Source organism: Pseudomonas frederiksbergensis (genome assembly GCF_003732705.1).
GTDB lineage: Bacteria > Pseudomonadota > Gammaproteobacteria > Pseudomonadales > Pseudomonadaceae > Aquipseudomonas > Aquipseudomonas frederiksbergensis_F.
Genome location: NZ_MOBR01000004.1, coordinates 1 through 21007, shown reverse-complemented (window position 1 = coordinate 21007; position 21007 = coordinate 1). Strand labels below are relative to the sequence as shown.

The window sequence follows — 21007 nt, the reverse complement described above, 5'->3', positions numbered from 1 at the left end:
TCGCGAAAGCGGTGTGTCAGCCAACAAAAATGTTGAATGTCCGACCGTATTCGCGAGCAGGCTCGCTCCCACAGGTGTGCTGTTGTGGCGAATTGCAGAAACAAAAACGGAGCGTTCGCACGCTCCGTTCTTGGTTCAAGTCGAGATTACTTGCCGACTTGCTTTTCCTTGATTTCCGCCAGGGTCTTGCAGTCAACGCACATGTCGGCGGTAGGGCGGGCTTCCAGTCGCTTGACGCCGATCTCGACGCCGCAGGACTCGCACCAGCCATATTCTTCGTCTTCGATCAATTGCAGTGTTTTGTCGATCTTCTTGATCAACTTGCGCTCACGGTCGCGGGCGCGCAATTCAAGGCTGAATTCTTCTTCCTGGCTGGCACGATCTGCCGGATCAGGGAAGTTGGCCGCTTCGTCTTTCATGTGATCAACCGTGCGGTCGACTTCCTGCATCAAGTCCTGTTTCCACTTATTCAGGATCTTGGTGAAGTGAGCGCGCATGGGCTTCCCCATGTACTCCTCGCCCTTAACTTCTTTGTAGGGTTCGAAGCCGCTGATCGACTGGTTTTGCTGCTTTGCTTGGGTGGGCATGAAATGGACCGCCTCTACTCTTGTAATCCATTGCGCAGGATTGCTCCATCACCGACACCTGCCGGCCCTGCGGCTGCAAGCGGGCGAACTTACCAGATCAAAACGGACCGCGCTACTCCCGGATGTCGCAGTAGTGGCTCACGGTGCTTGCAAATGATTGCAAAGCCTTGTCTGGTGGTGCTGGAGACCTGATCAAATATTGATTTTAGTCAAACCTGAGACACTCGCTCGAGTCGTTTGCAGCCCCGGTTATACGGCTCTGACCGCTTTAGGTTCTCCCTCGTTCCAGTGGATAGGTAGAATCGATTCTTTTCCCCGTTGAAGGAAGGCTAATGGCTCAGCCCTACAGTGCGCGCAGTCGTGCGATCGAACCGTTCCATGTCATGGCGCTGCTGGCGCGAGCCAATGAATTGCAGGCCGCTGGCCACGATGTGATTCACCTGGAAATCGGCGAACCCGACTTCACCACCGCCGAGCCGATCATTCAGGCCGGCCAGGCTGCGTTGACCGCGGGCAAAACCCGTTACACCGCCGCCCGGGGTATCCCCGAACTGCGCGAGGCCATTTCCGGCTTTTATCAGCAGCGGTACGGGCTGAATATCGATCCACAGCGAATTCTGGTAACCCCGGGCGGTTCCGGCGCGTTGCTGCTGGCCAGCGCCTTGTTGGTCGATCCGGGCAAACACTGGCTGCTGGCGGACCCGGGCTACCCGTGCAACCGGCATTTCCTGCGGTTGGTGGAAGGCGCGGCGCAGTTGGTGCCTGTCGGTCCGGACGTTCGCTATCAACTGACCCCGGACCTGGTGGCGCGCCACTGGGATCACGACAGCGTCGGCGCCCTGGTGGCCTCGCCGGCCAATCCGACCGGGACCATCCTGACCCGCGATGAGCTGGCCGGACTCTCGACAGCGATCAAGCAGCGCCACGGCCATCTCGTGGTGGACGAGATCTACCACGGCCTGACCTACGGCACCGACGCGGCCAGTGTGCTGGAAGTCGATGACAGTGCTTTCGTCCTAAATAGTTTTTCCAAGTATTTCGGCATGACCGGTTGGCGCCTCGGTTGGCTGGTGGCGCCAGAAGCGGCGGTCGGCGAACTGGAAAAACTCGCCCAGAACCTCTACATCAGCGCGCCGAGCATGGCCCAGCACGCTGCGTTGGCCTGCTTCGAGCCGGCGACCATCAGCATTCTGGAAGAGCGCCGCGCCGAATTCGGTCGTCGTCGCGATTTCCTGCTGCCAGCCCTGCGTGAACTCGGTTTCGGCATCGCCGTGGAACCGGAAGGCGCGTTCTACTTGTACGCCGATATCAGCCAGTTCGGCGGCGATGCCTTCGCGTTCTGCCGACATTTCCTCGAAACCGAGCATGTGGCAATCACCCCGGGCCTGGACTTCGGGCGTTATCAGGCCGGGCATCATGTGCGGTTTGCCTACACCCAAAGCCTGCCGCGCTTGCAGGAAGCGGTGGAGCGCATCGCTCACGGCTTGAAGAGCTGGCAAGGCTGATGCGTTTTCATCCTCCCCTCGAAGAAGGTCGTTTGATCCGCCGCTACAAGCGTTTTCTCGCCGATATCGAAACCGTTAGCGGCGAGTTGTTGACCATTCACTGCCCCAACACCGGCTCGATGCTCAATTGCCAGGTCGAGGGCGGGCAGGTCTGGTTCAGTCGCTCCAACGATCCCAAGCGCAAGTTGCCCGGCACCTGGGAAATCGGCGAAACCCCCCAAGGGCGGCTGTTCTGTGTGAACACCGGACGGGCCAACGGCTTGATCGAAGAAGCGCTGCGTGCAGGCGTGATCACCGAACTGAACGGCTTTACGGAGCTGAAACGCGAAGTGGCTTACGGTCAGGAAAGCAGCCGTATCGATTTCCGCCTCGATTACCCGAGCGGGCTGGCGTACGTGGAAGTCAAAAGTGTCACATTGGGTTTCGACGGCACGTCCGTGGCGGCGTTTCCCGACGCGGTGACCCAGCGCGGGGCCAAGCATTTGCGGGAATTGGCCCACTTGGCTCGGGACGGGATTCGCGCGGTGCAGTTGTATTGCGTCAATCTCAGCGGCATCGAGGCCGTGCGTCCTGCCGAAGAAATCGATTCGGCCTACGCCGCTGCGTTGCGCGAGGCAGTGTCGTGTGGGGTCGAGGTGTTGGCCTATGGCGTGCGCCTGAGCCACGAAGAGATGGTGGTTGATCGGCGCCTGGACGTGTTGCTCAACGGCTAAAGGCTGACCCAGATCCCATGCGCGTCTTCGCGGCTGGGCACAGCGGTCAGGGATTGCCCGGCGCACGGGCCGGCAACGCATTCGCCGTCTTCGATCAGAAACAGTGCGCCGTGGGTGGCGCACTGGATCAGGCTATTGCTGGGGTCGAGAAACTGGTCGGGTTTCCATTCGAGGCCGACGCCACGGTGCGGACAGCGGTTGAGATAGACGTAAACCTGTCCGCCCCGGCGCACGGCGAAGAGCCTCTGGCCATCGATGTCGAAACCGCGGCTGCTGGCATCGGCCAACTCTGGGCCTGGGCAAAGAAACTTCATGTCTATCCTCAAGGGGCGCGGCTCGTGACGAGATATGTCCGGGCTTGACGTGCAAATGCAAACAATTATCAAATGGCCGCCCGCCCATGGGGCGCGTGCGGTCTGCCGAGGATACTTGGCCTGTCCGCCGGATGCCCGGGAAAACCGTTTAAGGAAGCTGTTTATGCGCCTGAGTCCCCGCGTTCTTGCCCTGTGTGTCGGACTACTCGTCAGCCATCAGGCGACAGCGGCCGAGCTGCCGCAACGTTGGGTCAGCGCTGGTGGCGCCCTGACGGAATGGGTGAGCGCGTTGGGCGGTGAATCAAAACTGGTCGGCGTCGATACCACCAGCCAGCATCCGGAATCCCTCAAGACGTTGCCGAGCATCGGTTATCAGCGGCAGTTGTCGGCGGAAGGCATCTTGAGCTTACGCCCGCAGATTCTGGTCGGCACCGAAGAAATGGGGCCGCCGCCGGTGCTTTCGCAGATTCGCACGGCGGGCGTTCAAGTTGAGTTGTTCTCTGCTCAGCCGGATTTGCCTGCGCTGCGAAGTAATCTGGAGCACCTGGGCAAACTGCTCGGCGCTGAAGATCAGGCCTCCCAAGCCTTGCAGGCCTATCAACAGCAACTGGATCAGCAGAAGGTCCGGGTCACCCAGGCGCAGCTCAAACAGAAAGCGCCGGGCGTGCTGTTGTTGCTCGGCCATATGGGCGGCAAGCCAATGATCGCCGGCAAGGACACCGCCGCCGATTGGCTGCTGCAACGGGCTGGTGGCCACAATCTGGCGACGCATACCGGCTATAAGCCGTTTTCCAATGAGTCCCTGGCCAGTCTGAATCCCGAAGTGCTGGTGTTTGCCGATCGTGCGCTGACCGGCGACGCGGCCCGTGCGGCGTTGTTCAAGGAAAATCCGATCCTGTCCTCGATCCGCGCAGCCAAGAATGGGCGAGTGATGGAGCTCGACCCGACGTTGCTGGTGGGCGGGTTGGGGCCACGATTGCCCGAGGCGCTGAAAAAGCTGTCTGACGGTTTCTATCCCGGCGCGAGCGGCCAATGACCACGCTGGTTAAACCTCGCGCACTGTTTATTGGCTTGAGCCTGCTGTGTTTACTGGCGATCTGGTTGTCGCTGGCCCTGGGCCCGGTGAGTTTGCCGCTGCTCGACACCTTGCGGGCGGCGTTGCGCCTGATCGGTGTGCCGATTGCGCCCGATGGACTTGAGCAGGCCGAGCTGATTCTGGGGCAGATTCGCCTGCCGCGCACCTTGTTGGGGTTGGCGGTCGGCGGGGTGCTGGCGCTGTCCGGCGTGGCGATGCAGGGCTTGTTTCGCAATCCTTTGGCTGATCCGGGGCTGGTGGGTGTTTCCAGCGGCGCGGCGTTGGGCGCGGCGATTGCGATTGTCGGCGGCTCGGCATTCGGTGGCTTGCCCGAGTCCTTCGGGCCTTATCTTTTATCGTTGTGCGCCTTTCTGGGCGGGCTCGGGGTGACGGCGCTGGTGTATCGACTGGGCCGGCGTAACGGGCAAACCAATGTCGCAACCATGCTGCTGGCGGGGATCGCGTTGACGGCGCTGGCCGGTTCGGCGGTGGGTTTGTTCACCTATCTGGCGGACGATGCGACGTTGCGTACGCTGACGTTCTGGAACCTGGGCAGCCTCAACGGCGCCAGTTATTCGCGGCTCTGGCCGTTGCTGCTGGTGACGGCCGGTGTGGCGCTGTGGTTGCCGCGCCGGGCCAAGGCGCTGAATGCGTTGTTGCTCGGTGAGTCCGAGGCCGGTCACTTGGGCATTGACGTCGAAGGACTCAAGCGTGAGCTGGTGTTCTGCACTGCGCTGGGAGTCGGCGCGGCAGTGGCAGCGGCGGGCATGATTGGTTTTGTCGGGCTGGTGGTGCCGCATCTGGTGCGGCTGCTGGCCGGGCCGGATCACAAAGTGCTGTTGCCGGCCTCGGTGCTGGCGGGGGCGAGTCTGTTGCTGTTTGCCGATCTGGTGGCGCGCCTGGCCCTGGCGCCGGCCGAGTTGCCGATCGGCATCGTCACGGCGTTTATTGGTGCGCCGTTCTTTCTGTTTTTGCTGCTCAGGAGGCCCGCCTGATGCTGCGTACGGAAAACCTGTTGATCCGCCGGGGCAGCAAAACCGTGCTGACGGACATCACCCTCGAACTCAAACCGGGCGAAGTCCTCGGTGTGCTAGGCCCGAACGGTGCCGGCAAGAGTACGTTGCTCGGTGCCTTGAGCGCAGAACTGCACCCTGATGAGGGACGCGTCTGGCTCGATCAGCAGGAGCTGCGGCATTGCACCGGCGTCCAGCGCGCCCAACGGCTGGCGGTGTTACCGCAAGTGTCGACCCTGGACTTCGGCTTTCGTGTCGAGGAAGTGGTTGGTATGGGGCGCTTGCCCTGGCAGAGCGGCCGGGTGCGCGATGATGAAATCATCGCCGCCGCATTGGGTGCCGCCGATGCCGGGCATCTGAGTGGTCGCAGTTATTTGGCCCTGTCTGGCGGTGAGCGTCAGCGGGTGCATCTGGCGCGGGTATTGGCTCAGCTCTGGCCTGGGGAGGCGGGGCAGACTTTATTGCTGGATGAGCCGACTTCGATGCTGGATCCGCTGCATCAACACACCACGCTGCAAGCGGTGCGCGAGTTCGCTGATCGCGGTGCGGCGGTGTTGGTGATCCTGCATGATCTGAACCTGGCGGCGCGTTATTGTGACCGCATCTTGCTGCTCGAAGGCGGGCGTCCGGTGGCGCTGGATACACCGGAGCAGGTGTTGCGCCCGGAGCCGCTCAAAGCGGTGTTCGGCCTGGAAGTGTTGGTGCAACCGCACCCGGAGCGTGGGCATCCGCTGATCATCGCCCGCTGAGTTGTTCATGGAGGTGAGAACATGCGTGGGATTTTGCTGTTGGCTGCGTTGTTACTGAGTGCTTGTCAGCATGTTTCAGCGCCACCACCGATCACCGGCCAGATTCGCGACTTGCACAGCGGTCAGTCACTGACGGCGCAAGAACTGGTCGCACGGTTGGCCAAGCCAGATCGGATCATCATCGGCGAGCAGCATGACAACCGCGATCACCATCAACTGCAATTGTGGTTGCTCCAGGCGCTGGGGCAGCGGCGATCGCAAGGCAGCCTGTTGCTGGAAATGCTCACGCCGGATCAACAATTGCGCGTCGATGATGTGCGCCATGCCTCGACTCCCCCCGTCGATCTACCCGGCGCATTGGCCTGGCAGTCGGGCTGGGACTGGGATTTGTACGGGCCGATTGTGCGTTTTGCCTTGAGTCAGCCTTATCCGCTGCTGGCGGCGAATCTGGACAACGCCGAAGTTCGGGCCTTCTACGTTCAATCACCGGCAGTGAGCGGTTCACGTTCCAATGCCCCGTCGGTCAAGAAAGAGTTACTGGAGCAAATCAGCGGATCTCATTGCGGTTTGCTGCCCCAATCGCAAATGCCCGCCATGCTGGCGGTGCAACAGCAACGTGATCGGCGCATGGCGCAGCAGTTGATTGCGGCGCCGACGCCGTCAATGCTGTTGGCCGGTGCCTACCATGCGCGCAAGGATGTCGGTGTGCCGCTGCATGTGCTGGATCTGGGTGAGCCCGATGCGCCAATTGTATTGATGCTGGCGGAGCAGGGCAGTGAGGTCACGTCGGCCATGGCCGATTACGTCTGGTACACGCCTGCCACGCCGGCGCAGGACTATTGCGCAGAGATGCGTAAGCAGATGGACAAGTAAGCTCAGGCAACTTTTTTACAGGCAAAAAAAGACCCGGCAAGAGCCGGGTCAAATAACCGTGATTAGCCTGATGAGGAGATAATCTGAGAGTCCGAACCAAGGGCTTTTCAGAATATCGACCAGTCTCGCGACCAGTTGTGATAATCATAGCGATTCTCATTACCAAGTCAACCGCTGTTTTCCGATTAGTTTCAAGTTCGTCTGAACACCCCGAATTCATTGGGCTTCAGCCTGGAATTTTAGCGCTGCTCAGTTGGGTGATCTGCTTGTTCAGCAGGCCGATGCGCCGCGCCATGCTTTCGATCAGGCTGTGAGCGATTTTCGGATTGCTTTGCGTCAGGCTCAGAAACTGGTCCTTGGGAATCAGAATCACCGTACTCGGTTCGCTGGTGATAACACTGGCATTGCGCTTCTCGCCGGTGAACACCGCCATGGCACCGAAAATCTCATCCTTGGGCACATCGCCGACTTTATATCCGTCGACAAACGCTTCGGCGTGGCCTTCGATGATGACGAACACATGGTCCGCCTCATCGCCTTGTTGAATCAGTACTTCGCCTCTGGCCACGCGCTGAAAGCCGTGGGTGCTGCGAAACTCGGGTTGTTTCAGGCGCGCGACGGCGTCGGACAACAGTGAGGCCTGGCCGCCCAGGTACTGCAGGAACAACTCCGAACGCTGCGGATCAGCATAAATATGCTGGAACACCTCGGCTCGCAGGTAAGGAATCAAGGACAGCGGGCTGTCGCTGCGCAAGCGGCAGTGGGGCAGCTCTGCGTCCTGGCGCAGACCGACCAGGTCACCTTCGTGCAAATAGAACAAGGCGCGCTCATCGACGCAGCCATGCAGCAAGCCACTGTCGAGAAGAAACAGCTGATCGCCGGGCAGCACCGTCGCGAGGTCTTCAACGGCAGGAAGCTCCAGGGCCGGCCCGCAGGGTGATAACCCCTCCAGTAACCGGGCGGGCATGTTTTGCAGTCGATTAATCAGTGCGTCGGCGTAAGCCGGTTGTTCCCCAAGCAGGTACATGGCGATGGCGCCTGTTTAATTCTTGTGGCGTGAAGAAATGGCTTCCAGTTGTTTGTTCAAGGCTTCCTTGCGTTCGGCGGGGATGTCATTCCAGTGCACATCCATCAGCGCGCCTTCGATCGCATACAGCAACACCTTGGACGCCCGGAACCCGCGCGTACGCACGGCCCGATAAGCGTCCACCGCCCCCAGGCGACGCAAGTCCGAGGCACTGTGAATGCCCACGGCATGCAGCCACTGTGCCGACGTCTTGCCAAGATTCTTCAGGTGTTGCAGTTCATCATTCATCAAGCCTCCTTGCGACGGCCGATCGGTGCGTGGGCGAGCCTTTGAGGAGTGTAGCCATCAGTAGGAAAAGCGTGATTGTTTGGTCGGTTTCGACGCAAAAGCTTCTAAGAAGCGGATGTTCGGAGAGTGGGAAATGTCTGCGGATGCAGTAGGGAGAGGCAACGCAATCCCTTGTGGGAGCGAGCCTGCTCGCGAAGACGGTGTGTCATTCATCACTGATGGCGCCTGTCACACCGCCTTCGCGAGCAGGCTCGCTCCCACAGGGATCGTGTCGTGTAGGGAGGGTTCAGCGGGTGCGATAACGCAGGCGTGTGCCGAAATTCATCGACATCAGGATCTCATCGGCACTCAGCTCTGGTGGGAAGTAGGCACCGGAGATTTGTGCGTGGGCCAGGCTCGCGCCTTCCAGGGACGCACTGCGAAAGTCGATACCGCGCAAGTCGGCGGAACGGAAATACGCGTCGGTAAAGTCCACGCCGTCGGCATTCAACTCACGCAGGTCGAGACCTCGGAAGTCGCCACCGACCATGTCGATCGGGCCATCCTTGGGACGTTCCTTGTTAAAACCTGTGATGTCGTCTTTGTGCAGCAAGGCATAAAGCGGGGTGTCGAGAAGTTTGGGCTGGCTCATGTCACATCACCTGTTGGTTTTATGACGCCAGTATAGTGCCACTATTTGACAGTCGTGAAGCCGGCGAAGGCCCCACGACTGAAATAGTTTCTTACAGGCCCGGCATGCGTTGGCGAATTTGCGCCACGACGGTGTCGAGGGTCCCGCTTTCGTTGGTCTGAACGCGCTTGCTGCAGAGAATCTCGGCCGGCGTCAGGGCTTCACGGCTGGCTTGCTGGGCGGCGATAACGGCCAGGTTGGCGTCGGACGGATCTGTTTTCTCTGCCTGACGCAGGGCCAGCCAGCTCTCGATCACAGCTTGTGGCGCGTTGCAGTCCAGAATCAGGAACGGTGCACCTGTGGCTTCGGCAATTTTTGCCGCGCCGTCACGCTGGTCGCGCTTGAGGTAGGTAGCATCGATCACGACCGGGAAACCGGCACGCAGGATCACGGCGGCGATCTCATGCAGACGGGTGTAGGTCGCGGCGCTGGCGTCAGCACTGTAGATGCCGGCCTGCGGGTCGTTCGGTACGGTTTGTTCGCCGAACAGACGCTTGCGCTCTACATCGGAACGCAGGCGAACCGCGCCCAGGGCTTCCACCAGGCGCATGGCCACGCGGCTCTTGCCGACAGCGGAAACACCGTGGGTGATGGCCAGGAAACGCGAAGGGATGGTGCTGTAGCTTTCGGCCAGGTTCGCATAGTTGCGGTACTGGCGCAGGGTGGTGGCGCGCTGCACCGGATCGGCCTCTGCCGGCATGCTGAACAGGGCAACCTTGGCGCGAACCAGGGCGCGGTAGGCTTTATAGAAGTTCAGCAGTTCAAGGCCCTGGTAATCGCCGGTCAGTTCCAGGTATTGGCTGATGAAACGACGCGCCATGCTTTTCAGGCCACGGTCTTCCAAGTCCATCGCCAGGAAACCGGTGTCAGCGTAGACGTCGGTGAAGCGGAACGGCTCGTTGAATTCGATGCAGTCGAAGATCACGACCTTGCCGTCGATCACGGTGGCGTTGCCGAGGTGGATGTCACCGTGGCATTCGCGGATGAAACCGTCGGTCTTGCGCTGGGCAATCAGCGGCTTGAGGCGTTCGAAGCTGCTTTCGGCCCAGGCTTGCAAGGCGTCCAGTTGCAGCAGATCGGCTTTGTCGCTGAGGAACGGGCGGATCTGGTCGAAGTTCTGGCGCACCGGTGCCATCACGCTGTCCGGGGTGCCGGCGTCGTGTTCGGCCGGGACCTTTGGCGCGGTAAGGTGGAAGTGCGCGATTTGCTCGGCCATTTCGTCGATATGCGCGGTGGTCAATTCACCGTTGGCCTGCAACGTGCTGAGCAACTGGCTTTGCGGGAACTGGCGCATCTTCAGCGCAAATTCGACGACCGGGCCATCGCCGCCCAGTTGTGGAGCTTCGGCGCTGCCGGTGATCGGCAACACTTCAAGATACAAATCGTTGGTCAGGCGCTGGTTCAGACGCAGCTCTTCAGCGCAGAAATGTTCGCGAGCGTCGAGGCTGGTGAAGTCCAGGAAGCCGAAATTCATCGGCTTCTTCAATTTATAAGCAAAGGGACCCGTGAGAATGACCCAGGAGATATGGGTCTCGATGACCTGGAACCCATCGACGGGATGCGGGTAGAGGGCCGGGTTTTGCAGGGCGGCGATCAGGGACTGGCTCACAGGCGATCCTTCAGAGTCGGGGGAAAATTCAAGGTCGCCATTATGGCCGCAAGTCCGCCTGACGCAAACCTCGGCGGGCTCCTGTTGAGTATGAATAAAGTGCGTATAATCCGCCGCCATGACTCGTACTCGATCCCCTCGCAGCAAAAAAAAACCACCTTCCAAGGGCCTTAGCCCCTGGCTGAGCTGGGCCATTAAACTCAGCCTGGTCGGCCTCGTCGTGCTCGCGGGGTTTGCGGTTTACCTGGACGCCATCGTCCAGGAGAAGTTCTCCGGCAAGCGCTGGACCATCCCGGCCAAAGTGTACGCACGCCCGCTGGAGCTGTTCACCGGCCAGAAGTTGAGCAAGGACGACTTCCTCACCGAGCTCGACGCCTTGGGCTACCGACGCGAAGCCGTGAGCAACGGCCCCGGCGCGGCGGCGGTCAGCGGCAATACCGTCGACCTGAATACCCGTGGCTTCCAGTTCTATGAAGGCTTGGAAAAAGCCCAGCCTGTACGGGTTCGGTTCTCTGGCGATTATGTTGCCGAACTTTCGGCGACCAACGGTTCGAAGCTTTCCGTGGTGCGGCTGGAGCCGCTGCTGATCGGCGGCATTTACCCGAAAAACCTTGAAGATCGCATCCTGATCAAAATCGATCAGGTCCCGCCGTATCTGCTGGAAACCCTGGTCGCCGTGGAAGACCGGGATTTCTATCACCACTGGGGCGTATCGCCGAAGTCGATTGCCCGGGCCGTCTACGTCAACACCTCGGGCGGCAAGATGACTCAGGGCGGCAGTACGCTGACGCAACAATTGGTCAAGAACTTCTACCTGACCAGCGAACGCAGCCTGACCCGCAAACTCACCGAAGCCATGATGGCGATGTTGCTTGAGCTGCATTACGACAAACGGGAAATTCTTGAGGCTTACCTCAACGAAGTGTTCGTCGGTCAGGATGGTCAGCGCGCGGTGCACGGTTTCGGCCTGGCCAGTCAGTTCTTCTTCGGCCAGCCATTGTCCGAACTGAAACTGCATCAAGTCGCCTTGCTGGTGGGCATGGTCAAGGGGCCGTCCTATTACAACCCGCGTCGCAATCCTGAGCGCGCACTGGAACGGCGCAACCTGGTGCTCGACGTACTTGAGCAACAAGGCGTTGCCACAGCCGAGCAAGTTGCTGCGGCGAAGGCCATGTCACTGGGCGTGACCACTCGCGGCAAACTGGCCGACAGCTCGTTCCCGGGCTTTATCGATCTGGTCAAGCGCCAGCTGCGCGAAGACTATCGCGACGAAGACTTGACCGAAGAAGGCCTGCGGATTTTCACCAGTTTCGACCCGATTCTGCAGATGAAAGCCGAAGCGTCGGTTAACGACACCTTTAAACGCCTGGCCGGGCGTAAAGGTTCGGATGACGTCGAAGCAGCCATGGTGGTGACCAACCCGGAAACCGGTGAAGTCCAGGCCATGATCGGTAGCCGTCAGGCGAGTTTTGCCGGTTTCAACCGCGCACTGGATGCGGTACGCCCGATCGGTTCGTTGATCAAACCGGCGGTGTATCTGACTGCCCTTGAGAAACCGAGCCAATACAGTTTGACCAGTTGGCTGTCGGACGAATCCTTCTCGGTGAAGGGCGCGGACGGTCAGGTCTGGAAACCGCAGAACTATGATCGCCGCTCCCATGGAACCGTTTTCCTTTATCAGGGGCTGGCGCATTCCTACAACCTGTCGACTGCGCGTCTGGGCCTGGAACTGGGCGTGCCGAATGTCCTCAAGACCCTGGCGCGGCTGGGTGTGACTCGCGAATTCCCGGCGTTCCCATCGATGCTGTTGGGCGCGGGTGGCTTGACGCCGATGGAAGTGGCGACCATGTACCAGACCCTGGCCAACGGCGGTTTTAATACGCCGATGCGCGGGATTCGCAGCGTGTTGACTGCCGAAGGCGAGCCGCTCAAGCGTTATCCGTTCCAGATTCAGCAACGCTTCGATCCGGCGTCGATTTTCCTGATCCAGAGCGCCATGCAGCGGGTGATGCGTGAAGGCACCGGCAGTTCGGTTTATAACGTGCTGCCCAAAACCCTGACATTGGCGGGCAAGACCGGTACCAGTAACGATTCCCGTGACAGCTGGTTCGCCGGTTTCAGCCAGGATTTGCTGGCAGTGGTTTGGCTGGGGCGCGACGATAACGGCAAGACGCCGTTCACCGGTGCCACTGGCGCATTGCAGGTCTGGACCAGTTTTATGCGCAAGGCCGATCCGCTGCCGCTGGACATGCCGCAGCCGGATAACATTGTTCAGGCCTGGGTTGATTCGCGTACCGGGCAGGGCTCTGATGCCAACTGCCCAGGTGCGGTGCAGATGCCGTATATTCGCGGCAGCGAACCGCCTCCCGGCGCCGCTTGCGGTGGCGAAAGCCCTGCTTCCGGCGAAACGGTGATGGATTGGGTCAAGGGCTGGATGAATTAAGCAAAGAGGGTTTCAAGTGAACAAGTGGTTGATTCCAGCGGTTACCGCCGTGGCTTTGCTCAGCGGTTGCTCCAGCGTACAGCGCGGTTCGATCCCGGTTGTGGATTCCGGTAGCGCTGTGTCGAACAGTGAGCGGATTCAGGCGAATGGCGGTTTCCGTCAGACGACCGTGAAACGTCCTGTGCAAGGTCAGACCCAGGCGATCCCGCAAGGTGATACGGGTGTGGTGGTGATGGTGCCGGGTGGTGGCGCCGTGTCCTCTGCACCGATCAGCACTTCGCCGATCACGCCGGGCCCGATCACGCCAGGTCCGATTGATACCTCGCCGGTTCAGTCCGCGCCGATCAATCAAGGCAGTTACAGCATGCCATCGACGCCGAGCGGGATTCCGTCGGCCAGTACCGGTGGCGGGTTGTCCGCCGACGAACAACTGGACGGTCCGGTATTGGCGCTGCTGACTACCGCTCAACAGCAACAGGCCGGTGGCGACCTCAACGGCGCGTCCTCCAGTCTGGAGCGAGCCCAGCGGGTTGCTCCACGTGAGCCGCAAGTGCTTTATCGCCTGGCGCAGGTACGCATGGCCCAAGGCGATGCACCCCAGGCCGAGCAGTTCGCTCGTCGTGGCCTGACGTTCGCCAATGGCCGTCCGGATCTTCAAGCCAACTTGTGGGAATTGATCGCTCAGGCACGTGAGAAACAAGGCGATTCCGCTGGCGCTGCACAGGCTCGTCAGAAGGCCAAGGTTTCGCTGTGATGGATGCACGTTTCCCAAAGATTGCCGAGCAGTTGCTGCTGATCGAGCGTGAGCTGCGGGTTCAAGGCTGGTGGGATGAAGTCGCACCGAGTGCTGAAGCACTGTCCAGTGTCGAGCCGTTTTCGGTCGACACCCTGGACTTCGAGCAATGGTTGCAATGGATCTTCCTGCCGCGGATGAAGGTAATTCTGGAGCAGGATCTGCCGTTGCCCAATGCATCGGGCATCCAGGAGATGGCCGAGATGGTCTTCGCTGCCCGCAATGTGCAGGGCAAGGATCGCTATCTGCAGGTCCTGCTCAAAGAGTTTGACCTGCTGATCACCGCCTCCCGCTAACACCCAATTCTTGTAGGAGCAAAGCTTGCTCGCGATAGCGGTACAACATTCGCCAGATGTGCTGAAGGTTGTACCGCTATCGCGAGCAAGCTTTGCTCCTACAGGTGTTTATTGGCAATTATCCGCAATCTGTTTCTGGGCTTCGGTCATGCGCTCCTGACGTGTCTGGTCGGTCAGGCGGCGCATCTCACCGTCAATCTCTTCCCGTAATCGCGGATTGTTCTGCAGTTGAGCGAGGTTTGTCCGCGCCTGCTCACAGAACGCCTTGAGCTGGGCTTGCTGCTCGGCGACCTGTTTTTTCACAGTCTTGTCGATGGTCTGCTGATCGCCGAGCACATTGCTGCGTTCAGGTGCGGGCGGTTTGCCAACGGGGGAGGCGGGCGTGACCACCGTGGTGGATTGCTGGCCTTGGGGCGGCTGGGCATCAAAGTGGGTCACGCCTTGGGCGTCAACCCACTTGTAGATCTGACCGGCCATGCACCAAGGGCTCAGGCTGATCAGCAGACTGGCGGTGAAGAAGAACGTACGCATGCCATTTCCTTGTCATAAGTTGCGCAATTCAAGCTAACACACATGGGGTTTACGGGTTTTTTCTTGCGTTCTCATGTGCTTACTCATAATAAAGCACATAGACGACTTGACTTGGAGGGGACGAAACAGAAGAATCCAAAGTCCGCTGTAGAGGGACTGCCAGAAGCAGGCCCACTCGGCAGATCATGAGGCGCATACCCGCGCCGACCTGTTACACCCGCAACGCGTTACCTCGCGCTGGGTGGGAAAGGCCCGCAACACTTGGGACGATCCCAATACTTGCTCAGTCAGTGCTGACGTAGTCGGCGACCACCGTCGCTCATGCTCTGCCGAGAAGTAAACCTATTAAGACCCGTCCTTTTTTGTGTGGACGGTATTCTGGCGTTTTAGAGGTGAACAACGTGGAGCTTTTATCTGGCGGTGAGATGCTCGTCCGCTTTTTGCGTGACGAAGGCGTCAAATATATCTACGGGTACCCGGGTGGTGCTCTTCTTCATGTCTACGATGCCCTGTTCAAAGAACCGGAAGTGACCCACATTCTGGTTCGTCACGAACAAGCGGCTACCCATATGGCTGACGGCTATGCCCGTGCCACCGGTAAAGCCGGCGTGGTACTGGTGACTTCCGGTCCTGGCGCAACAAACGCCATCACCGGTATCGCCACCGCCTATATGGACTCCATTCCAATGGTGGTCATTTCCGGCCAGGTGCCTAGCACCATGGTAGGCACCGACGCGTTCCAGGAAACCGACATGATCGGTATCTCCCGGCCGATCGTGAAGCACAGCTTCATGATCAAGCACGCTTCGGAAATCCCGGAAGTCATGAAGAAAGCGTTCTACCTGGCGCAATCCGGTCGTCCTGGTCCGGTCGTGGTCGATATCCCGAAAGACATGACCAACCCGGCCGAGAAGTTCGAATACATCTTCCCGAAAAAAGCCAAGCTGCGTTCCTACAGCCCGGCCGTTCGCGGTCACTCCGGGCAAATTCGCAAGGCAGCAGAAATGCTCCTGGCGGCCAAGCGTCCGGTGATGTACGCAGGCGGTGGCGTGATCCTCGGTGGTGGCTCCGCGCCGCTGACCGAATTGGCGAAGATGCTCAACCTGCCAGTGACCAATACCCTGATGGGCCTGGGTGCCTACCCTGGCACCGACCGTCAGTTCATCGGCATGCTTGGCATGCACGGCAGCTACACCGCCAACCTGGCGATGCACCATGCCGACGTGATCCTGGCAGTCGGTGCGCGTTTCGATGACCGCGTGATCAACGGCCCGGCGAAGTTCTGCCCGAATGCCAAGATCATTCACATCGACATCGACCCGGCTTCGATTTCCAAGACCATCAAGGCCGACGTGCCTATCGTCGGTCCGGTCGAGAGCGTCCTGACCGAAATGGTCGCGATCCTCAAGGAAATCGGCGAGACCCCGAACAAAGAGTCCGTGGCCAGTTGGTGGAAGCAAGTGGATGAGTGGCGTGGCGATCGTGGTCTGTTCCCGTATGACAAGGGCGACGGCAGCGTCATCAAGCCGCAGACCGTGATCGAGACCCTGTGCGAAGTGACCAAAGGCGATGCCTATGTTGCCTCCGACGTGGGTCAGCACCAGATGTTCGCGGCGCAGTACTACAGGTTCAACAAGCCGAACCGCTGGATCAACTCCGGTGGCCTGGGCACCATGGGCTTCGGTTTCCCGGCGGCCATGGGCATCAAGTTGAGCTTCCCGGATGCCGACGTCGTCTGCGTGACAGGCGAAGGCAGCATCCAGATGAACATCCAGGAACTGTCCACCTGTCTGCAATATGGCTTGCCGGTCAAAATCGTCATCCTGAACAACGGTGTTCTGGGGATGGTTCGCCAGTGGCAAGACATGAGCTACGGCAGCCGTCACTCGCATTCCTACATGGAATCGTTGCCTGATTTCGTCAAGTTGGCGGAGGCCTATGGTCACGTCGGCGTGCGCATCACCGAATCGAAAGATTTGAAGACGAAGATGGAAGAGGCGTTCGCCATGAAGGATCGTCTGGTGATCATCGATGTTTCGGTCGACACCAGCGAGCACGTCTATCCGATGCAGATCAAAGACGGCTCCATGCGCGATATGTGGCTGAGCAAGACGGAGCGTACTTAATCATGCGGCACATTATTTCCTTGCTTCTGGAAAACGAACCCGGCGCTCTGTCTCGTGTAGTCGGCCTGTTCTCGCAGCGCAACTACAACATCGAAAGCCTGACCGTGGCCCCGACCGAAGACCCGACCCTGTCGCGCCTGACGTTGACCACCGTTGGTCATGACGAAGTGATCGAGCAGATCACCAAGAACCTGAACAAGTTGATCGAAGTGGTCAAATTGGTCGACCTGTCGGAGAGTGCTCACATCGAGCGCGAACTGATGCTGGTCAAGGTCAAGGCCACCGGCGCCCAGCGTGCCGAGATCAAGCGCACTACCGATATTTACCGTGGGCAGATCGTGGATGTCAGCGCCAGCGTGTATACCGTTCAATTGACCGGTACCAGCGACAAGCTCGACAGCTTCATTCAGTCCATCGGCACCGCGTCGATCCTGGAAACCGTCCGTAGCGGCGTAACCGGTATTGCTCGCGGCGACAAAGTACTCAGCATCTAAACCAAATTAGCGAATGGCCTGAACGGCCTGGATATATAGGGGAATTTCATGAAAGTTTATTACGAAAAAGACTGCGACCTGTCGATCATCCAGGGCAAGAAAGTTGCCATCATCGGTTACGGTTCCCAGGGCCACGCTCAAGCGTGCAACCTGAAAGATTCCGGCGTTGACGTTACTGTCGGTCTGCGTAAAGGTTCGGCCACTGTTGCCAAGGCTGAAGCCCACGGCCTGAAAGTGACTGACGTTGCTTCCGCTGTTGCGGCTGCCGACCTGGTCATGATCCTGACCCCGGACGAGTTCCAGTCTGCTTTGTACAAGAACGAAATCGAGCCGAACATCAAGAAAGGCGCCACCCTGGCCTTCTCCCACGGCTTCGCGATTCACTACAACCAGGTTGTTCCGCGTTCCGACCTCGACGTGATCATGATCGCGCCGAAAGCACCGGGCCACACCGTGCGTTCCGAGTTCGTCAAAGGCGGCGGTATCCCTGACCTGATCGCGATCTACCAGGATGCGTCGGGCAACGCCAAAAACGTTGCACTGTCCTACGCTGCTGGCGTTGGTGGCGGTCGTACCGGCATCATCGAAACCACTTTCAAGGACGAGACCGAAACCGACCTGTTCGGCGAACAAGCCGTACTGTGCGGCGGTACCGTTGAATTGGTCAAAGCCGGTTTCGAAACCCTGGTTGAAGCTGGCTACGCGCCGGAAATGGCCTACTTCGAATGCCTGCACGAACTGAAACTGATCGTTGACCTCATGTACGAAGGCGGTATCGCCAACATGAACTACTCGATCTCCAACAATGCTGAATACGGCGAGTACGTGACCGGTCCGGAAGTGATCAACGCCGAGTCCCGTCAGGCCATGCGCAACGCCCTGAAACGTATTCAGGACGGCGAATACGCCAAGATGTTCATCAGCGAAGGCGCGACCGGCTATCCTTCGATGACCGCCAAGCGTCGTAACAACGCCGCTCACGGTATCGAAATCATCGGCGAGCAACTGCGCTCCATGATGCCGTGGATCGGTGCCAACAAGATCGTCGACAAAGCCAAAAACTAAGTCGCACACTTGTACGGAAAACGCGGCCTAGGCCGCGTTTTTTCGTTTGGATCGCCGGTTCTGGTATAAAGCTGCATCGTTTGCGGCCGAACCGTCGTCCCAGACACCTGTCGAAAACTTCCACCCTGTTGCAAGGTAATGTCCATGAGCGAACGTCCCGAAGAGCCAAACCAGGCTCCTGACGCCGAAAGTCTGTTGCCCATCGATGAGCACATCGAGGAAGGGCATGACGCTGAAGGTCGTAAAGTCCGGCATCGTGGTATCTATCTTCTGCCGAATCTTTTCACCACCGCGAACCTGTTCGCAGGGTTCTATTCCATCATCAATTCGATGAGTGCCCAGGCTGCGTTGAGCGCCGGTGACTCGGTGAATGCGAGCAAGTATTTCGCATTCGCCGCCATCGCGATTTTCGTCGCCATGGTGCTCGACGGTCTGGATGGCCGGGTTGCGCGCATGACCAATACCCAGAGCGCCTTCGGTGCCGAGTACGACTCGCTATCGGACATGGTCGCCTTCGGTGTTGCGCCGGCGTTGCTGGCCTTCGGCTGGGCCTTGGGTGACATGGGCAAGGTTGGCTGGATGGTTGCCTTCATCTATGTGGCGGGCGCGGCGTTGCGTCTGGCTCGGTTCAACACTCAGGTCGGTACCGCGGACAAGCGCTACTTTATTGGTCTGGCCAGTCCGGCTGCCGCCGGTGTGGTGGCGGGGATTGTCTGGGCATTCAGTGACTACGGCATCCAGGGTTCCAAGATGTCGTTCCTGGTGGCCTTGATGGTTGCGGCTGCCGGCATGCTGATGGTCAGCAACATCAAGTACAACAGCTTCAAGGAGCTGGACTTGAAAGGGCGCGTGCCTTTCGTGGCGATCCTTGCCGTGGTGTTGGTGTTTGCCGTGGTCTTCAGTGATCCGCCGCGCATTTTGCTGCTGGTGTTCCTCGGGTATGCGGCGTCTGGTCCGGTTCAATATCTGTTACGTCTTCGTCGGCACAAAAACGCCGAGTGATGTAATTTCCCTCATACTCCGCAGTCTGTTGGTGCATCTGTCCTCCAATGCTGCGGAGTAGCCATGCTGATCAAAGTCCCCAAAGCGTCCGACTGCCATGAGTCGGACGTTACGCCTGAATCCTTCTATCTATCTCGTCGCAATGTGCTCGGTGCTGCCGTGGCCGGCTTGGCCGTGAGCAGCCTTCCCCGTTGGGCCAGTGCTGATGAGGCGGCGCGTTATGCCGATGTCGAGCCTGGCAAGGCGCCGTCCTGGTTTGTCGACAAGCTGCCTTCTACCAAGTGGGGGGCGGTGAATGTCAAGGATGAGGCGATCACCCCGTTCAAGGATGCGACCCACTACAACAACTTCTATGAGTTCGGTACGGATAAAGGTGATCCGGCGGCGAATGCCGGCGCGCTGAAGACCGAGCCATGGAGTGTGGTGGTGGATGGGGAGGTGGGCAAGCCGGGTAGGTACGCGCTGGAAGACTTCATGAAACCTTTCCAGCTGGAGGAGCGGATCTATCGCCTTCGCTGTGTGGAGGCGTGGTCGATGGTGATTCCCTGGATCGGTTTTCCTATCTCGGCATTGCTCAAGGAAGTCGAGCCAACGTCCAAGGCCAAGTACATTCGTTTCGAAACCCTGGAAGATCCCAAGGTCATGCCCGGACAGCGCTCCGGTTTTGCCTTGATCGACTGGCCTTATGTAGAAGGGCTGCGTCTGGATGAGGCGATGAACCCGTTGGCGATTCTTGCTGTGGGTATGTATGGGCGTGAGCTGCCGAATCAGAACGGTGCGCCACTGCGTTTGGTGGTGCCGTGGAAGTACGGCTTCAAGAGCGTCAAATCCATTGTGCGCATCAGCCTGGTCAGCGAGCAACCGAAGACGACTTGGCAGAGCATTGCGTCGGATGAGTACGGTTTCTATGCGAACGTGAATCCTACGGTCGATCACCCCCGTTGGACCCAGGCGCGGGAGCGACGTTTGCCGAGTGGTCTGTTTAAGCCCAATGTGCGGGACACGCAGATGTTCAACGGGTACTCGGATGAAGTGGCCTCTCTATATACAGGGCTCGATTTGCGGAAGAACTACTGATGCGTTTTGCGGTTTGGCGGGTTTTTGTCTTTATAGCTATCGCGGTCTGGCCGCTTCTTTGGTTGTATCAAGCTTGGGCGGATGTGCTCGGGCCTGATCCGGGCAAAGTCCTGGTTGATCGTTTGGGGCTGGGCACGCTGATCCTTCTGTTGATTACATTAAGTATGACGCCCTTGCAGAAGCTGACCGGGTGGGCGGGGTGGATTGCTGTCCGGCGGCAGTTGGGGTTGTGGTGCTTTGCCTATGTCGTCCTGCATTTGAGTGGGTATGCGGCGTTCATTCTTGGTTTTGATTGGTCGCAGCTGGGTGTCGAGTTGCGTAAGCGGCCTTACATTATTGTCGGGACGCTGGGGTTTCTCTGTCTGCTGGTGTTGGCCGTGACATCTAATCGCTACAGTCAGCGGCGTTTAGGTTCTCGTTGGAAGAAACTGCATCGACTGGTCTATGGCGTTCTCGGGCTGGGTTTGCTGCATATGTTGTGGATCGTTCGCGCGGATCTTAAGGAGTGGGCTGTTTATGCTTCTATTGGTGCGTTGCTATTAGTGCTGCGTCTACCGCCTGTAGCGCGCCGAATTCCACGTTTGACGGCTAAAAAGACAGCTTCTGCAAGAAAGGCGTAATTAAGGGTTGACGGCAGATTCTGGAAGTCTATAATTCGCCCCACTTCCGGCGCAGTCGAAACGGAAAACTCCTTGGTAAACAAGGAGTTACGCAGGTTTCGGCAGTGAGTTGCTTCAGGTCATCGAAGCGCAAAAGG

General features: G+C 59.1%; 22 protein-coding genes. 15 read left to right on the top strand and 7 right to left on the bottom strand.

Annotated elements, in window-relative coordinates:
* Positions 1-146: 146 nt before the first annotated feature.
* The gene (dksA, locus tag BK667_RS02220) at positions 147-587 is read right to left on the bottom strand and encodes an RNA polymerase-binding protein DksA (RefSeq protein WP_007902025.1); all 441 of its coding nucleotides are present in this window, start codon (positions 585-587) and stop codon (positions 147-149) included.
* Positions 588-919: 332 nt separating this feature from the next.
* Between dksA and BK667_RS02215 the strand changes: the two genes are divergently transcribed.
* The gene (locus tag BK667_RS02215; RefSeq protein WP_123596684.1) at positions 920-2092 is read left to right on the top strand and encodes a pyridoxal phosphate-dependent aminotransferase; all 1173 of its coding nucleotides are present in this window, start codon (positions 920-922) and stop codon (positions 2090-2092) included.
* The gene (gene sfsA / locus BK667_RS02210) at positions 2092-2805 is read left to right on the top strand and encodes a DNA/RNA nuclease SfsA (RefSeq protein WP_123596683.1); all 714 of its coding nucleotides are present in this window, start codon (positions 2092-2094) and stop codon (positions 2803-2805) included. The genes BK667_RS02215 and sfsA overlap by 1 nt, the downstream gene beginning before the upstream one ends.
* Here sfsA and BK667_RS02205 read toward each other — a convergent pair.
* Positions 2802-3119 carry a Rieske (2Fe-2S) protein gene (locus tag BK667_RS02205; protein ID WP_123596682.1) on the bottom strand — a complete coding sequence of 106 codons (318 nt, stop codon included), beginning with the start codon at positions 3117-3119 and terminating at the stop codon, positions 2802-2804. The genes sfsA and BK667_RS02205 overlap by 4 nt on opposite strands.
* Before the next feature lie 163 nt (positions 3120-3282).
* Between BK667_RS02205 and BK667_RS02200 the strand changes: the two genes are divergently transcribed.
* The 4 genes from BK667_RS02200 to BK667_RS02185 are packed head-to-tail and all read left to right on the top strand — an operon-like array spanning position 3283 to position 6829.
* Positions 3283-4155, top strand: a complete 873-nt coding sequence (locus BK667_RS02200) for a heme/hemin ABC transporter substrate-binding protein (RefSeq protein ID WP_123596681.1) — start codon at positions 3283-3285, stop codon at positions 4153-4155.
* The gene (locus tag BK667_RS02195; protein WP_123514628.1) at positions 4152-5189 is read left to right on the top strand and encodes a FecCD family ABC transporter permease; all 1038 of its coding nucleotides are present in this window, start codon (positions 4152-4154) and stop codon (positions 5187-5189) included. Before BK667_RS02200 ends, BK667_RS02195 begins: the two co-directional genes overlap by 4 nt.
* Positions 5189-5956, top strand: a complete 768-nt coding sequence (locus BK667_RS02190; RefSeq protein WP_123596680.1) for a heme ABC transporter ATP-binding protein — start codon at positions 5189-5191, stop codon at positions 5954-5956. The genes BK667_RS02195 and BK667_RS02190 overlap by 1 nt, the downstream gene beginning before the upstream one ends.
* A gap of 21 nt (positions 5957-5977) precedes the next feature.
* Positions 5978-6829 carry a ChaN family lipoprotein gene (locus BK667_RS02185; RefSeq protein WP_123596679.1) on the top strand — a complete coding sequence of 284 codons (852 nt, stop codon included), beginning with the start codon at positions 5978-5980 and terminating at the stop codon, positions 6827-6829.
* A 226-nt stretch (positions 6830-7055) separates the two neighbouring features.
* Here the strand turns inward: BK667_RS02185 and BK667_RS02180 are convergent, their stop codons facing one another.
* The 4 genes from BK667_RS02180 to BK667_RS02165 form a co-directional block, all read right to left on the bottom strand.
* The gene (locus BK667_RS02180) at positions 7056-7856 is read right to left on the bottom strand and encodes a Crp/Fnr family transcriptional regulator (RefSeq protein WP_123514635.1); all 801 of its coding nucleotides are present in this window, start codon (positions 7854-7856) and stop codon (positions 7056-7058) included.
* A gap of 15 nt (positions 7857-7871) precedes the next feature.
* Positions 7872-8144 carry a TfoX/Sxy family protein gene (locus BK667_RS02175; RefSeq protein ID WP_007971093.1) on the bottom strand — a complete coding sequence of 91 codons (273 nt, stop codon included), beginning with the start codon at positions 8142-8144 and terminating at the stop codon, positions 7872-7874.
* 286 nt (positions 8145-8430) lie between these two features.
* Positions 8431-8775 carry a pentapeptide repeat-containing protein gene (locus tag BK667_RS02170; RefSeq protein ID WP_123514637.1) on the bottom strand — a complete coding sequence of 115 codons (345 nt, stop codon included), beginning with the start codon at positions 8773-8775 and terminating at the stop codon, positions 8431-8433.
* 91 nt (positions 8776-8866) lie between these two features.
* Positions 8867-10423, bottom strand: a complete 1557-nt coding sequence (locus BK667_RS02165) for a bifunctional aminoglycoside phosphotransferase/ATP-binding protein (protein WP_123514639.1) — start codon at positions 10421-10423, stop codon at positions 8867-8869.
* A 118-nt stretch (positions 10424-10541) separates the two neighbouring features.
* Here BK667_RS02165 and mrcB point away from each other — a divergent pair, with 118 nt between their 5' ends.
* From mrcB to BK667_RS02150, 3 genes are read left to right on the top strand one after another with little or no spacing between them, the layout of a single operon-like run.
* Positions 10542-12866: a penicillin-binding protein 1B gene (gene mrcB / locus BK667_RS02160; RefSeq protein ID WP_123596678.1), complete on the top strand. Its 2325-nt coding sequence runs from the start codon at positions 10542-10544 to the stop codon at positions 12864-12866.
* Positions 12867-12882: 16 nt separating this feature from the next.
* The gene (locus BK667_RS02155) at positions 12883-13620 is read left to right on the top strand and encodes a tetratricopeptide repeat protein (RefSeq protein WP_123514643.1); all 738 of its coding nucleotides are present in this window, start codon (positions 12883-12885) and stop codon (positions 13618-13620) included.
* The gene (locus tag BK667_RS02150; protein WP_123596677.1) at positions 13620-13955 is read left to right on the top strand and encodes a YqcC family protein; all 336 of its coding nucleotides are present in this window, start codon (positions 13620-13622) and stop codon (positions 13953-13955) included. The genes BK667_RS02155 and BK667_RS02150 overlap by 1 nt, the downstream gene beginning before the upstream one ends.
* 108 nt (positions 13956-14063) lie before the next feature.
* Here BK667_RS02150 and BK667_RS02145 read toward each other — a convergent pair whose 3' ends face one another.
* Positions 14064-14486 carry a DUF4124 domain-containing protein gene (locus BK667_RS02145; RefSeq protein WP_123596676.1) on the bottom strand — a complete coding sequence of 141 codons (423 nt, stop codon included), beginning with the start codon at positions 14484-14486 and terminating at the stop codon, positions 14064-14066.
* A 401-nt stretch (positions 14487-14887) separates the two neighbouring features.
* On the opposite strand from BK667_RS02145, the gene BK667_RS02140 reads away from it, so the two are divergent.
* The 6 genes from BK667_RS02140 to msrQ all read left to right on the top strand — a co-directional run bounded on the left by BK667_RS02140 (position 14888) and on the right by msrQ (position 20870).
* Positions 14888-16612, top strand: a complete 1725-nt coding sequence (locus tag BK667_RS02140) for an acetolactate synthase 3 large subunit (protein ID WP_123596819.1) — start codon at positions 14888-14890, stop codon at positions 16610-16612.
* A 2-nt stretch (positions 16613-16614) separates the two neighbouring features.
* Positions 16615-17106 (top strand): acetolactate synthase small subunit, encoded by a 492-nt coding sequence (gene ilvN / locus BK667_RS02135; protein ID WP_003176102.1) that lies wholly within the window; start codon positions 16615-16617, stop codon positions 17104-17106.
* Positions 17107-17154: 48 nt separating this feature from the next.
* A complete protein-coding gene (gene ilvC / locus BK667_RS02130) occupies positions 17155-18171 on the top strand; it encodes a ketol-acid reductoisomerase (protein ID WP_123404988.1) in 1017 nt (338 codons plus the stop codon).
* Between the two features lie 144 nt (positions 18172-18315).
* Positions 18316-19173, top strand: a complete 858-nt coding sequence (gene pssA / locus BK667_RS02125) for a CDP-diacylglycerol--serine O-phosphatidyltransferase (protein WP_054055323.1) — start codon at positions 18316-18318, stop codon at positions 19171-19173.
* A gap of 63 nt (positions 19174-19236) precedes the next feature.
* Positions 19237-20250, top strand: coding sequence for a protein-methionine-sulfoxide reductase catalytic subunit MsrP (gene msrP / locus BK667_RS02120; RefSeq protein WP_123514650.1), 1014 nt, complete (start codon positions 19237-19239; stop codon positions 20248-20250).
* Positions 20250-20870, top strand: a complete 621-nt coding sequence (gene msrQ, locus BK667_RS02115; RefSeq protein ID WP_123596675.1) for a protein-methionine-sulfoxide reductase heme-binding subunit MsrQ — start codon at positions 20250-20252, stop codon at positions 20868-20870. Before msrP ends, msrQ begins: the two co-directional genes overlap by 1 nt.
* The last annotated feature ends 137 nt before the right edge of the window (positions 20871-21007 follow it).

What these genes read in the sequence shown, in the direction of transcription:
- BK667_RS02215 (WP_123596684.1), top strand. Translation starts at nt 920, where the DNA reads ATGGCTCAGCCCTACAGTGCGCGCAGTCGTGCGATCGAACCGTTCCAT.
- dksA (WP_007902025.1), bottom strand. Translation starts at nt 587, where the DNA reads ATGCCCACCCAAGCAAAGCAGCAAAACCAGTCGATCAGCGGCTTCGAA.
- sfsA (WP_123596683.1), top strand. Translation starts at nt 2,092, where the DNA reads ATGCGTTTTCATCCTCCCCTCGAAGAAGGTCGTTTGATCCGCCGCTAC.
- BK667_RS02195 (WP_123514628.1), top strand. Translation starts at nt 4,152, where the DNA reads ATGACCACGCTGGTTAAACCTCGCGCACTGTTTATTGGCTTGAGCCTG.
- ilvN (WP_003176102.1), top strand. Translation starts at nt 16,615, where the DNA reads ATGCGGCACATTATTTCCTTGCTTCTGGAAAACGAACCCGGCGCTCTG.
- msrQ (WP_123596675.1), top strand. Translation starts at nt 20,250, where the DNA reads ATGCGTTTTGCGGTTTGGCGGGTTTTTGTCTTTATAGCTATCGCGGTC.
- BK667_RS02185 (WP_123596679.1), top strand. Translation starts at nt 5,978, where the DNA reads ATGCGTGGGATTTTGCTGTTGGCTGCGTTGTTACTGAGTGCTTGTCAG.
- msrP (WP_123514650.1), top strand. Translation starts at nt 19,237, where the DNA reads ATGCTGATCAAAGTCCCCAAAGCGTCCGACTGCCATGAGTCGGACGTT.
- BK667_RS02180 (WP_123514635.1), bottom strand. Translation starts at nt 7,856, where the DNA reads ATGTACCTGCTTGGGGAACAACCGGCTTACGCCGACGCACTGATTAAT.
- BK667_RS02150 (WP_123596677.1), top strand. Translation starts at nt 13,620, where the DNA reads ATGGATGCACGTTTCCCAAAGATTGCCGAGCAGTTGCTGCTGATCGAG.
- BK667_RS02175 (WP_007971093.1), bottom strand. Translation starts at nt 8,144, where the DNA reads ATGAATGATGAACTGCAACACCTGAAGAATCTTGGCAAGACGTCGGCA.
- BK667_RS02170 (WP_123514637.1), bottom strand. Translation starts at nt 8,775, where the DNA reads ATGAGCCAGCCCAAACTTCTCGACACCCCGCTTTATGCCTTGCTGCAC.
- mrcB (WP_123596678.1), top strand. Translation starts at nt 10,542, where the DNA reads ATGACTCGTACTCGATCCCCTCGCAGCAAAAAAAAACCACCTTCCAAG.
- BK667_RS02205 (WP_123596682.1), bottom strand. Translation starts at nt 3,119, where the DNA reads ATGAAGTTTCTTTGCCCAGGCCCAGAGTTGGCCGATGCCAGCAGCCGC.
- pssA (WP_054055323.1), top strand. Translation starts at nt 18,316, where the DNA reads ATGAGCGAACGTCCCGAAGAGCCAAACCAGGCTCCTGACGCCGAAAGT.
- ilvC (WP_123404988.1), top strand. Translation starts at nt 17,155, where the DNA reads ATGAAAGTTTATTACGAAAAAGACTGCGACCTGTCGATCATCCAGGGC.
- BK667_RS02145 (WP_123596676.1), bottom strand. Translation starts at nt 14,486, where the DNA reads ATGCGTACGTTCTTCTTCACCGCCAGTCTGCTGATCAGCCTGAGCCCT.
- BK667_RS02190 (WP_123596680.1), top strand. Translation starts at nt 5,189, where the DNA reads ATGCTGCGTACGGAAAACCTGTTGATCCGCCGGGGCAGCAAAACCGTG.
- BK667_RS02200 (WP_123596681.1), top strand. Translation starts at nt 3,283, where the DNA reads ATGCGCCTGAGTCCCCGCGTTCTTGCCCTGTGTGTCGGACTACTCGTC.